General features: G+C 60.3%; 13 protein-coding genes. 6 read left to right on the forward strand and 7 right to left on the reverse strand.

The features are described 5' to 3' along the window. Positions 1 to 94: 94 nt before the first annotated feature. From ABWV64_RS06350 to ABWV64_RS06365, 4 genes are all read left to right on the forward strand, one after another. The gene (locus ABWV64_RS06350; protein WP_353343416.1) at positions 95 to 301 is read left to right on the forward strand and encodes a twin transmembrane helix small protein; all 207 of its coding nucleotides are present in this window, start codon (positions 95 to 97) and stop codon (positions 299 to 301) included. A 3-nt stretch (positions 302 to 304) separates the two neighbouring features. Further along, the gene (locus ABWV64_RS06355) at positions 305 to 877 is read left to right on the forward strand and encodes a cob(I)yrinic acid a,c-diamide adenosyltransferase (protein WP_353343417.1); all 573 of its coding nucleotides are present in this window, start codon (positions 305 to 307) and stop codon (positions 875 to 877) included. 235 nt (positions 878 to 1,112) lie between these two features. Then, on the forward strand, positions 1,113 to 1,871 hold the full coding sequence (locus ABWV64_RS06360; protein WP_353343418.1) for an electron transfer flavoprotein subunit beta/FixA family protein: 759 nt from the start codon (positions 1,113 to 1,115) through the stop codon (positions 1,869 to 1,871). Next, the gene (locus tag ABWV64_RS06365; RefSeq protein WP_353343419.1) at positions 1,871 to 2,791 is read left to right on the forward strand and encodes an electron transfer flavoprotein subunit alpha/FixB family protein; all 921 of its coding nucleotides are present in this window, start codon (positions 1,871 to 1,873) and stop codon (positions 2,789 to 2,791) included. Before ABWV64_RS06360 ends, ABWV64_RS06365 begins: the two co-directional genes overlap by 1 nt. A gap of 106 nt (positions 2,792 to 2,897) precedes the next feature. Here the strand turns inward: ABWV64_RS06365 and ABWV64_RS06370 are convergent, their stop codons facing one another. Beyond that, entirely contained in the window at positions 2,898 to 3,728 is an 831-nt protein-coding gene (locus ABWV64_RS06370) for a DUF6473 family protein (RefSeq protein WP_353343420.1), read from the reverse strand. Between the two features lie 174 nt (positions 3,729 to 3,902). Here ABWV64_RS06370 and ABWV64_RS06375 point away from each other — a divergent pair, with 174 nt between their 5' ends. Beyond that, on the forward strand, positions 3,903 to 4,778 hold the full coding sequence (locus ABWV64_RS06375; RefSeq protein ID WP_353343421.1) for a 3-hydroxybutyryl-CoA dehydrogenase: 876 nt from the start codon (positions 3,903 to 3,905) through the stop codon (positions 4,776 to 4,778). Between the two features lie 168 nt (positions 4,779 to 4,946). Here ABWV64_RS06375 and ABWV64_RS06380 read toward each other — a convergent pair whose 3' ends face one another. The 6 genes from ABWV64_RS06380 to ABWV64_RS06405 form a co-directional block, all read right to left on the reverse strand. After that, positions 4,947 to 5,297: an H-type lectin domain-containing protein gene (locus ABWV64_RS06380; RefSeq protein ID WP_353343422.1), complete on the reverse strand. Its 351-nt coding sequence runs from the start codon at positions 5,295 to 5,297 to the stop codon at positions 4,947 to 4,949. A 175-nt stretch (positions 5,298 to 5,472) separates the two neighbouring features. Next, the gene (locus tag ABWV64_RS06385; RefSeq protein ID WP_353343423.1) at positions 5,473 to 5,898 is read right to left on the reverse strand and encodes a F0F1 ATP synthase subunit epsilon; all 426 of its coding nucleotides are present in this window, start codon (positions 5,896 to 5,898) and stop codon (positions 5,473 to 5,475) included. 11 nt (positions 5,899 to 5,909) lie between these two features. Next, complete coding sequence (gene atpD, locus ABWV64_RS06390) at positions 5,910 to 7,331, reverse strand: F0F1 ATP synthase subunit beta (RefSeq protein WP_353343424.1); 1,422 nt, start codon at positions 7,329 to 7,331, stop codon at positions 5,910 to 5,912. 18 nt (positions 7,332 to 7,349) lie between these two features. Next, on the reverse strand, positions 7,350 to 8,225 hold the full coding sequence (locus ABWV64_RS06395; protein WP_353343425.1) for a F0F1 ATP synthase subunit gamma: 876 nt from the start codon (positions 8,223 to 8,225) through the stop codon (positions 7,350 to 7,352). A 15-nt stretch (positions 8,226 to 8,240) separates the two neighbouring features. Further along, a complete protein-coding gene (gene atpA, locus ABWV64_RS06400) occupies positions 8,241 to 9,779 on the reverse strand; it encodes a F0F1 ATP synthase subunit alpha (protein WP_353343426.1) in 1,539 nt (512 codons plus the stop codon). Continuing rightward, entirely contained in the window at positions 9,780 to 10,340 is a 561-nt protein-coding gene (locus tag ABWV64_RS06405; protein ID WP_353343427.1) for a F0F1 ATP synthase subunit delta, read from the reverse strand. 589 nt (positions 10,341 to 10,929) lie between these two features. Between ABWV64_RS06405 and ABWV64_RS06410 the strand changes: the two genes are divergently transcribed. Continuing rightward, positions 10,930 to 12,084: a hypothetical protein gene (locus ABWV64_RS06410; RefSeq protein WP_353343428.1), complete on the forward strand. Its 1,155-nt coding sequence runs from the start codon at positions 10,930 to 10,932 to the stop codon at positions 12,082 to 12,084. The last annotated feature ends 248 nt before the right edge of the window (positions 12,085 to 12,332 follow it).

Genomic DNA, 12,332 nt, shown 5'->3' on the forward strand with positions numbered 1-12,332 from the left:
CCAAAATGCGCCCCCGCCGCGTCCAAATAACCAATTCGCTTTTCCCCAAATGCACGCTACATCTGGCGGGCAACGCATCGGACGGAGACAGCCAATGAAAGACGATCCCCTCTTTATTCTGGTGGCGCTGGCCTGCCTCGCGGTGGTCGGCATCTTGATGGTCGGCGTCGGCGGCTTCGCCAAAGGCGGCGATTTCAACCGAAAAAATGCCAATAAAATCATGCGCTTGCGCATCATTGCGCAATTCGTCGCCATCGTCTTGATCCTCGCCTTTGTATATTTTCGCCGCTCGGGAGGCTGATCCATGGTCGTGATCAACAAAATCTACACACGCAGCGGCGACGCCGGCACCACCGCCCTTGGCAATGGCACCCGCGTTGACAAACATTCCGCCCGCGTCACCGCCTACGGCACCGTCGACGAAACCAACGCCACCCTAGGCCTCGCCCGCCTCCACGCGACAGGCGAGATGGACGCCGCTTTGGCATTGATTCAAAACGATCTTTTCGACCTTGGCGCCGATCTTTGTCGCCCCGAAATGGACAAGGATGCCGAGGCCGAATACCCGCCCCTGCGCGTCACGCAGGCACAGGTGGACCGTCTGGAACAGGAGATCGACGCGATGAGCGCCACGCTCGAACCGCTGCGCAGTTTCATCCTTCCCGGCGGCACGGCTTTGGCCGCGCATCTGCATCTGTGCCGCACCGTGAGCCGCCGCGCCGAGCGTCTGACCACCGAACTGGCCACGCTCGAGCCGGTCAATCCGGCCGCCGTCAAATACCTCAACCGCCTGTCCGATTGGTTCTTTGCCGCGGGCCGCGTGGCCAATAATGGCGGCGTGGATGATGTGCTATGGGTGCCGGGCGCGAACCGGTAACTTGCGCTTGGCGGCGCATCGGCCGCCGCGCAGGAACGAGATCATCAGGGCGATTCGGAAAATTCCGCCTGTCGGAAGGCAATTCCGCCCAAAGGAAGATAAAACGCGGCGTCGGGAAGACGCAGACCCCCTATTTTTCCCTGTTTTCCCATCGCGCAAGAATATATCAAAGCCACCAGACCTACGCGCCCGAATCTTCGGTGCGTTTATGTAATTCTAAAGGGAGACCACGCTCATGAAGGTGCTAGTGCCTGTCAAACGTGTGATCGACTATAACGTGAAAGTGCGCGTCAAAGCGGACGGAAGCGGTGTCGATCTCGCCAACGTCAAAATGTCGATGAACCCCTTCGACGAGATTGCCGTCGAAGAAGCCATCCGCCTCAAAGAGGCCGGAAAGGCCGACGAAGTCGTCGTCGTTTCCATCGGCGTCAAGCAAGCGCAAGAAACCCTGCGCACGGCATTGGCCATGGGCGCGGACCGCGCGATCCTCGTGGTGGCTGCCGATGACGTGCACCAAGACATCGAGCCTTTGGCCGTTGCCAAAATCCTCAAAGGCGTGATCGACGAAGAGGCCCCCGGCCTTGTCATCGCGGGCAAACAGGCAATCGATAACGACATGAACGCCACGGGCCAAATGCTCGCCGCGCTCACCGGTTGGGGTCAGGCGACCTTTGCCTCCGAAGTCGAGATCGACGGCGACGCGGCGAAAGTCACCCGCGAAGTCGACGGCGGCCTGCAGACGATTTCGGTCAAACTGCCTGCCATCGTCACCGCCGATTTGCGCCTCAACGAGCCGCGCTATGCTTCGCTTCCCAACATCATGAAAGCGAAGAAAAAGCCGCTGGACGAGAAAACCGCCGCCGATTACGGCGTCGACACCGCACCGCGCCTCGAAGTCGTCAAGACCTCCGAACCCGCCTCGCGCTCTGCTGGCGAAATGGTCGGTTCGGTCGACGAGCTGGTCGCGAAACTCAAAGAAAAAGGAGCTATCTAATGGCTGTTCTTCTTCTCGCAGAAATCTCCGGCGGCGCATTGGCAGTTGATGCCACCGCGAAAGCCGTCACCGCAGGCAAGGCGCTTGGCGATGTGACCGTATTGGTCGCAGGCCCCGCTGCCGCAGGCGACGAGGCCGCGAAAATCGACGGCGTGTCCAAGGTTCTGGTCGCGGACGATGCGCTTTATGCCAATGGTCTGGCCGAGCCTGTTGCCGATCTGGTCGTCTCGCTTGCGGGCGATTACGAGCACATCATCGGCCCCTCGACCGCCTCGGCCAAAAACATCCTGCCGCGCGTTGCGGCCTTGCTGGATGTCATGGTTCTGTCGGACGTGACCGCCATCGTGGACGGCGCCACCTTCGAGCGCCCGATCTATGCCGGTAACGCGATCCAGACGGTGAAATCCTCGGATGCGAAGAAAGTCCTCACCGTGCGCACATCGACCTTCGATGCCGCAGGTCAAGGCGGCGCAGCCGCAGTAGAGAGCATCGGCGCCGCAGGCGATCCCGCCCTGTCGAGCCATGTCGAAGACAAGGTTGCCGCCTCGGACCGTCCCGAGCTGACCTCCGCTGGCATCGTTGTCTCCGGTGGCCGCGGTGTCGGCTCCGAAGAGAACTTTGCCCTGATCGAAGGTCTCGCGGACAAGCTGAACGCAGCGGTCGGCGCCTCGCGCGCGGCTGTGGACAGCGGCTATGCTCCGAACGATCTGCAGGTCGGCCAGACCGGTAAAGTCGTCGCGCCCGAGCTCTATATCGCCGTCGGTATCTCCGGCGCGATCCAGCACTTGGCCGGTATGAAAGACTCCAAGATCATCGTGGCGATCAACAAAGACGAAGAAGCGCCGATCTTCCAAGTGGCCGATTACGGCCTCGTGGCGGACCTCTTCGACGCGATCCCCGAACTGACCTCGAAGCTCTAAGCATCGGTCTTTGCGGACAGAACACGAAAGGCCCGCCTCATCCGAGAGGCGGGCCTTTTTCGTTGCCGCCCCCGCGCCGTGGCGGCGCGCGGCGGATGTATCGCGGCTATAGCCCGACCAGATCCTTAATGCTGGCAGACAGCGCCTGCGCCGCCTCGGCATGGGCGGCGGGGCCCATCATTTGCTCTGCTGCGGGCGCTTCCATCTGGCTGAACTTCATGCCATCCGTGCCCTGCGCCAAAGCCGCCTCGCTCACCGTGACCTCGACCACCTCGGTCACCAAGGGCCGCAAGCTCTCGATCATCTCGCGCGTCACATAGAGAGGGTCATGGGCCAGATCATCCTCAAGCGACATCTCCGGCGCATGATCGGCAAACCAAAGCAAAACCGTCTTGCCGCCGATCTTGCCGAGCAGCACTTTCATCCGCGCCACCCATGCATTTTGCAATTCTTCGCGCACCATATCGTAACGCTCCGGCGACAGCGTGCGCAGCGAGCGTAGCATATGGCGCGTGAAGTGAAATTCGGTGAAATCCACCTCGCGGAACACCGTGCGCATCAAGGCGCTGGCTTGCAAGAACCGGTCGTTGCGACGCGGATGCACGGCGTAAAAGCGGTTGGACATATTTTGCGCGCCCATGACTTGCACCACCGTGGCGCGCGCCGCACCCGCCGCTTCGAGCACCGTGGCATCACCGGCAAAAACATCGACCCCCGCGTTGAGCCAACCAAAGTTGACACAAGGCACCCCGATCTGACCCTCGACCAAATCCGTAAAGGGTCTTTCAATAAACTTTCCGTAGGTCTCCGAGCCGCCAATGAAGGCGACATAGTCGCCCTCAAGCTTGCGCTTGGGACCGCGGAACAGAAGCTTGGACTTCCCGTAGCGACACGGGAAATAATCAAGGGCACCATCGCCCATCGTTTCATAGGTCATTTCACCCACCTAAATTTTTCTCACCCACGCTGACTTTGCCGCAAGCTCTGTTACCAAAGGCCTAATCGGCGACTTTGACTAAAACACCCTCGCACCTGTGCCTGCACTGCCCTTGCACCCTCGGTCCCCGCCGCCTATCCTCAAAACAGCATCGACAAAAGAGGCGGCATTTTCATGGAAATTCAATCAGTTGGCGTGATCGGCGCAGGGCAGATGGGCAACGGAATCGCCCATGTCATGGCGCTTGCAGGCTATGACGTGATGATGACCGACATCTCCGAAGACGCGCTAAAAGCTGCAATTGAAACCATTTCGGGCAATCTGGACCGGCAAGTCGGGCGCGGCAAAGTCTCCCAAAGCGACAAAGATGCCACCATGGCGCGGATCACATGCACCCAAAGGCTGACCGATCTGGGCGTTTGTGATCTGGTGATCGAAGCCGCGACCGAGCGCGAAACCGTCAAACAGGCGATCTTTGACGAGCTTTTACCGCATCTGACGCCGACCACGATCCTGACCTCGAACACCTCGTCGATCTCGATCACCCGCCTCGCCAGCCGCACCGACCGGCCCGAAAAATTCATGGGCTTCCATTTCATGAACCCTGTGCCGGTGATGCAATTGGTCGAGCTCATTCGCGGCATCGCGACGGATGAGGAAACCTATGAGGCCTGCCGCACCGTGGTCGAGCGGCTTGGCAAAACCTCCGCCGCCGCCGAAGATTTCCCCGCCTTCATCGTCAACCGCATCTTGATGCCGATGATTAACGAGGCCGTCTATACGCTCTATGAGGGGGTCGGCTCGGTGCAATCCATCGACAGTTCGATGAAGCTTGGCGCCAACCACCCGATGGGGCCGCTGGAGCTGGCCGATTTCATCGGTCTCGACACCTGCCTTGCGATTATGAATGTGCTGCACGACGGGCTGGCCGATACCAAATACCGCCCCTGCCCCCTGCTGACCAAATATGTCGAAGCGGGATGGCTGGGCCGCAAATCAGGGCGCGGCTTCTACGACTACCGCGGCGAGACGCCTGTTCCCACACGCTAGCGCGCGCGGGCCTTTTGCCTGACATGTCTTAATCCAAAGCGCCCGAGCCGCGCCGCGCACGCGGCTTTGCGCCGCGCCCTGTCTTGCAGGTTCCAAAAATATCCCCGCCGGAGGCATCCTTTGCTCCGCCAAGGCCCTTGGCCCGCCCGCAGCGCCGCAGGGGGCCGCCTAGTAGAGCTGCCAATCATCCTCATGGGGCAGCGGACCGATCGCCATCCAGCGCACGCGTGCACGCGCCACGCGCGTATCGCCCCATGTGCGGAACACGATCTCGAATCCGGTCTCGGTGATATTTTCCGCGCCCGTATCGGCGCGCGCATTGGTCTCGCTGTCCATGTCCCACATCGACAGCGCGCAATGCACCATCGGCACCTGCGCGAAGCTTTGCGAAAACTCCACGCGTTTGCGCCGCAGACGCGGCCCCGTGCCGGTCCACATGTCGCCGCCGTCCTCGAAATCCGAGAACAAAATATTGTCGCCCTGATCCATTCCGATCAGGTGGCTATCGAGACGCTTCATTCTGCCGCGCTTCCAAATCTATTGCATGCCTGTCAGTGAAGGCAGGTGTAACTCTTAGGTGTTTAACGTTTTCATAAAATGCAATTCGGGCGAGAGTTTGACACGTCCTTTTCGCAAAAAGGGCCCCGCAATCGCGGAGCCCCTTGTCATTTTCACCTCCGCAAAGCGGAAAAGATCAATTCGCCGACAGGCCGATGTGGTCGCCCATGGCCACCATATCCGCCAAAAGCTTGGCCGCATCATCCACGGGACCCGGCTCGTTGACGAAGACTTCCTTCGCCTGCGCATGGGCCTCGCGTGCTGCGGTGACCATCTCGTCCATATGCGCCTGTGTCATCTCCTCGCGGGGGATGGCACGTTCGGCCAGAACGGTGATCCCGTCCGCGCCGATTTCGGCAAAGCCGCCGGTCACGACATAGGATGCCGCGCCCGAGGGCCCGTCCACCGACAAAAGGCCGGGACGCAGGGTGGTGATGGTCGGGGCATGATTGGCCATGGCCGTCATGTCCCCGTCAGCGCCGGGAATTTGAACCTGTGTGACCTCAAGCGACGCAACGCTGCGCTCGGGGCTCACCAGATCGAATTGCACGGTATCAGCCATAAGGCCCCCCTTTAAGCGGCGTCAGCCGCCATTTTCTCGGCTTTGGCGATCACTTCATCGATGCCGCCAACCATGTAGAAGGCGCCTTCGGGCAGGTGATCGTATTCGCCTGCAACAACGGCTTTGAACGATGCAATGGTATCCTCGAGCGGAACCTGCACACCATCCGAACCGGTGAAGACCTTCGCAACGTCGAAGGGCTGCGACAGGAAGCGTTCGATTTTACGCGCACGCGCCACGGCCAGTTTGTCGTCTTCGGACAATTCGTCCATGCCCAAAATGGCGATGATGTCTTGCAGCGACTTGTAGCGCTGAAGAACCTGCTGCACGTCGGTCGCGACTTTGTAGTGCTCGTCGCCGATGATCAGCGGGTCAAGCAAACGCGAGGTCGAACCCAGCGGATCCACAGCGGGATAGATGCCTTTTTCCGAGATCGCACGATCAAGAACCGTGGTCGCGTCAAGGTGGGCAAAGGAGGTGGCCGGCGCAGGGTCGGTCAAGTCATCCGCGGGAACGTAAACGGCCTGAACCGATGTAATCGAACCGGATTTGGTCGAGGAAATACGTTCCTGCATCGCGCCCATGTCGGTCGCCAGCGTCGGCTGGTAGCCCACAGCCGAAGGAATACGGCCAAGCAGAGCCGACACTTCCGAACCCGCTTGGGTAAAGCGGAAGATGTTGTCGACGAAGAACAAAACGTCCGAACCGGTGTCGTCACGGAACTGTTCCGCCAGCGACAGGCCGGTCAGAGCGATACGCATACGCGCTCCGGGAGGCTCGTTCATCTGGCCGTAGACCAGAGCAATTTTCGACTCTTCGAGGTTATCGGGCACGATAACGCCGGATTCGATCATCTCGTGGTAAAGGTCGTTGCCTTCACGGGTCCGCTCGCCAACACCGGCGAAGACGGACACGCCCGAGTGCACTTTGGCGATGTTGTTGATCAGTTCCATGATCAAAACGGTTTTGCCCACACCGGCACCGCCGAACAGACCGATTTTACCACCCTTGGTGTAAGGCGCCAGAAGGTCGATGACCTTGATGCCTGTCACGAGGATTTCGGTCGCGGTCGACTGTTGGTCGAAGGCAGGCGCATCGCCGTGGATCGGGCGGCGCGATTCCGAATTCACGGGGCCTTTTTCGTCAACCGGATCGCCGGTCACGTTCATGATGCGGCCCAAGGTCGCTTTGCCGACGGGCACAGAAATCTGCGCTTCGGTGTCGGTCACGTCCTGACCGCGCACGAGACCTTCGGTCGCGTCCATAGCGATCGCACGAACCGTGTTTTCGCCAAGGTGCTGCGCCACTTCGAGCACCAGCGTCTTGCCGTTGTTGTCGGTGGTCAGCGCGTTCAGAATCGCGGGCAGCGTGTCGCTGAACTGCACGTCGACCACGGCGCCGATCACCTGCGTGATTTTGCCAATATTAGCCATTGTTAAGTCTCCGTCCTCTTAGAGCGCTTCCGCGCCCGAGATAATTTCGATTAGCTCGTTGGTGATGACCGCCTGACGCGAACGGTTGAACTCGATGGTCAGTTTATCGATCATCTCGCCCGCGTTGCGTGTGGCGTTATCCATTGCCGACATACGCGCCCCTTGCTCGGACGCCGCGTTTTCCAGCAGGGCGCTGAAAATTTGCGTGGCGACACCGCGCGGCAGCAGATCGGCCAGAATGGCCTCTTCGCTGGGCTCGTAGTCATAAAGCGTGCTCGCACCGGCATCCTCATCCGCTTCATAAGCGGCGGGGATGATCTGCTGCGCTGTCGGGATCTGGCTGACCACGTTCACGAACTTCGCATAGAAGATCGTGGCGACGTCAAACTCACCACCGTCAAAGCGCGTCAGGATGTCCTGTGCGATACCTTGGGCATTGTCATAGCCAAGGCGCTTCACCTCGGACAGATCGACATGACCGACAAAATACTGTCCCAGATCGCGGCGGATTGCGTCGCGGCCTTTCTTGCCCACGGTCAAAACCTTGACGGTCTTGCCTGCGGCGATCAGCTCTTCTGCCTTGGCACGCGCCAACTTGCTGATGTTGCTGTTGAAGCCGCCGCACAGACCGCGTTCGGCGGTCATCACGACGAGCAGATGCACTTGGTCCGCTCCGGTGCCCGACAGCAGCTTGGGTGCGCTGTCAGACCCGCCAACGGATGCAGCCAGACCGCCCAGAACCGCGTTGAAACGCGCGGTATAGGGGCGGGACTGTTCAGCAGCCTCCTGCGCGCGGCGAAGCTTCGCCGCGGCAACCATTTGCATGGCTTTGGTGATCTTACGGGTGTTTTTCACACTCGCGATCCGGTTTTTCAGGTCCTTGAGATTTGGCATTGCCTCACCTCTCCCTTAAGCGAAGTCAGCGGCGAATTCGTCGAGCGCGGCTTTCACTTTATCTGCGGCTTCACCTTTGATCTTGGGATCTTCGTCGGTGATCCACTTGAGCAAATCGGCGTGCTTGCCGCGCAGATGCGCCAGCATGCCAGCCTCGTAGCGGCCAACATCCGACACCGCGATCTTGTCGAGGTAGCCGTTGGTGCCTGCGAAGATGACGCAAACGATTTCCGCGTTGGTCAGCGGCGAATACTGCGGCTGCTTCATCAGCTCGGTCAAACGCGCACCGCGGTTGAGCAAGGCTTGGGTCGAAGCGTCCAGATCGGAACCGAACTGCGCAAAGGCGGCCATTTCGCGGTATTGCGCGAGCGACAGTTTCACCGGACCGGCAACCGAGGACATCGCCTTGGTCTGGGCCGAGGAGCCAACCCGCGAAACCGACAGACCGGTGTTCACAGCAGGGCGGATCCCTTGGTAGAAGAGTTCGGTTTCGAGGAAGATCTGGCCGTCGGTGATCGAAATCACGTTGGTCGGAATAAACGCCGAAACGTCGCCGCCTTGGGTTTCGATGATCGGCAAAGCGGTCAAGGAACCGGAGCCGAAATCTTCGTTCAGCTTGGCCGAACGCTCGAGCAGGCGCGAGTGAAGATAGAAAACGTCACCAGGATAGGCTTCACGACCGGGCGGACGGCGCAGCAAGAGCGACATCTGGCGGTAGGACACGGCCTGTTTGGAAAGGTCATCATAGATGATCAAGGCGTGGCGGCCGTTGTCGCGGAAATATTCCGCCATCGCGGTCGCGGCATAGGGGGCCATGAACTGCATCGGTGCGGGATCGGAAGCCGTCGCAGCAACCACAACCGAATATTCGATCGCGCCGCTCTCTTCGAGCTTTTTCACCAACTGGGCCACGGTCGAACGCTTTTGACCGATCGCAACATAGATGCAGTAGAGCTTCTTGCTCTCGTCATCGCCAGCAGCTTCGTTGTAGGATTTCTGGTTCAGGATCGCATCCAGAGCCACGGCGGTTTTGCCGGTCTGACGGTCGCCAATGATCAGTTCGCGCTGGCCACGGCCAACGGGGATCATCGCGTCAACGGATTTGAGGCCCGTTGCCATCGGCTCGTGCACCGATTTACGCGGGATAATGCCGGGGGCCTTGCTGTCCGCGATGCGGCGCTCGGTCGCCTCGATCGGGCCTTTGCCGTCCAGCGGGTTGCCCAGACCGTCCACAACGCGGCCCAAAAGAGCGTCGCCTGCAGGAACGTCCACGATCGAGTTGGTGCGCTTGACAACGTCACCTTCTTTGATGTCGCGGTCAGCACCGAAGATAACAACACCGACGTTGTCAGATTCGAGGTTGAGGGCCATTCCGCGGATACCACCGGGGAATTCGACCATCTCACCGGCCTGCACATTGTCGAGTCCGTAGACACGCGCGATACCATCGCCAACGGACAGCACGCGGCCAACCTCGGCAACTTCGGCGTCTTTGCCGAAGTTTTTGATCTGGTCCTTCAGGATCGCAGAAATTTCTGCAGCTTGGATACCCATTTATCCGACCTCTTTCATTGCATTCTGGAGGGAGTTGAGGCGCGAACGGATCGACGTGTCGATCATCTTCGAACCCACTTTAACAACAAGACCGCCGATGAGGCTCTCATCCACGGTCGCTTTGATGGAAACGTCTTTGCCGACATTGGCCGCCAAGACTTTGGACAATTTGTCCGACTGGGCCTTGGTCAATGCCTTGGCCGATACGACCTCGGCGGTCACTTCGCCCTTGTCCGCTGCAATGGCTTCACGCAGCGCGTTCAGCAAAGCAGGCAAAACAAACAGGCGGCGTTTGCTCGCCATCAGGCGCAGCGTGTTGCCCATCATGGGCGACAGCTTCATCTGTTTGGCAATCGCAGCAATCGCGCCTTCTTGCTCTTCGCGCGAGTAAAGCGGCGAAGACATCAAGGTTGCGAAATCGGTGCTGGCGGCAAGAGCCTCCTCAAGAGCGCTCACGTCGCTCTCAACGGCTTTCACCTTCTTTGTTTCTTTGGCCAGGTCAAAAACGGCCGTGGCATAGCGTGCGGCAATGCCGGATGAGATCGCTGCTGGTTCGGACACGTCCACCCTTCCGATATCTGGCCTCGGTTTGACAGACCCCGCTTGGGGTCATCCGAGGGCGTTTGGATGCCTTGATCGTTTTCAAAGCTTAGAAATCGGCGTGGGTGTAGCAGAGCAATTCCTTCCTAGCAACCCGCGCGAAATTGATTGTATGCAAATGAATACCGCATCTTTTCAAAGCCTTAACCCAAGTGCGACGCTTTGCACCGCCGCAGAGCGCAATAAAAAGTTTCAAAAATCTGTCTTTTTGCGATTCCCCCGCCCGTTTTCATGACCAAACCGGTCGGTTTTACCGGCCTGCCGTTATCGCTATCGCCGCCGGCGTGGGGCTTGCGGCGCGCTCTGGTGCGGTCCTGCGGCGGGTAAAAGCCCCCTTCCCGCCTTCGGCGCGATCCCTCGCGCGCGCACTGATCCACGATAATCAAAGGCCCGTTTTTGCGCCAGCGCCGCCAAATGAGGCACTGGCGTTAATCCTTCGGCAAGATATCGCCCTTTTTGCGCCCTCAGGCTGTCACGCTTTGCGCGCAGAAGGGAATCACAAACTATTAACGCTTTGTGAAGAAGCGGCAGTGGAGACAAGAATATGCTGATGCGACAGTCCTCTTTCCCGTCCCTGAGCGCCTTGACCGGCGCGCTGACCGGCCGCCTTGGCCGCCGCGCCACTGAGGCGCAAAACGATGAGCCAAGCCTCGAGGCCGGATCGGCCGAATTTGACGGCGCTGATCTGGTGCTCGAAAACATGGACGGCAGCCATTCCTTCGCCCAAGCCGCGCCCCAACGCGACCCCGCAATCGAAGCCGACGCCGCGCTTCTGGATTCGCTGCGCGCCAAAATCGACGAAGGCCGCCCCCTCACCGCCGCAGGCGGGGACGAGACCGGCCGCATCACCCCGCGCCGCGCCCGCCGCGCCGCCGAGCGCGATGCGCAAGCGCAGCAAGATGCCGAGACGCGCCAACACGCCGTTCAAGACACCGCGGAAGCCCCCATGCAGCCCCCCACGCCCGCGCAGGACGCCGCCCAAACGGCGCCGCTGTCTGGCACGCTTGACCTGTCCGGCTTTGCGGTTGCCGAGCAACCCGCCCCGACCGCTGCACAATGTTCCGTATCGGCCCTGATGACATCGGATGCCGACACGATGGTGTTCACGGCCTCCGAAGACCGCTTCGCCGCGCCGCTGGTCCAAGCGGTCGAAGAGCAGGCCGATGAAGATCACGCAGCCGGCGATCTTCCGGCAGATGATGTTTCCGAAGCAGAGGTTTCCGCCGAGGATACGCCCGCATCCACCGCCGCCGCGCCGCACGCGGCCCCCGACGATGACGGCCACGAAGACCAAGACGATGATTTGCTCTTGGGCCGCTGCGCCGCTCTGGCTGCGCGTGCCGCGCAGGTGAATGCCGATGCCGCGCAACCGCAAAGCGCCGAGCTGCCCCTGCCCGCGATTGACGAGGTTCCCGAAACGCCCACGCCTTCGGCCCTGTGCTTGCACCATGGCGCAGGCATCGGCGATCCCGATGACATCATCGAAGGGTTTAGTGCCGAGGATGAAGTCCTGCTCATTGAGCTGACCGAAGGACGCCGCGTGCCGCGCATCAGCTTCCGCCAGCATCCGAGCGGCGACTACACCGATCTGGTGCTGTTGCAAGACGGGGTGATCCCCGCGCGCCGTGTGATCCGCGTCTTGGGCGATCATAGTCTCAGCCGCGCCGATCTGGCCTTTAGCATCGCGCGCCGCATGGCGGCCTGAGCGGCCGAGCGGGTTTGCGAACCCCTTATGAAAAAAGAATTTTTGCCATCGCGCCCCCAGCAGGCGCGATAGGCATTGGCGCGCTGCGGTGCGATTCTCGCGTCCGACGCTCCCAATGGGCGGCATATGACCACCGACCGCGCAACAATCGCGCAAAACGCACGCGATTGTTGCGCTTTGCGCGGCCAAAATCGCCAAAAAATTGACTAACTTTCCCCGCCGTTATACGAAAACGTTAACGACGTTAA

The sequence above is a fragment of the Litorivita sp. NS0012-18 genome, assembly GCF_040371945.1.
Classification (GTDB): domain Bacteria; phylum Pseudomonadota; class Alphaproteobacteria; order Rhodobacterales; family Rhodobacteraceae; genus Litorivita.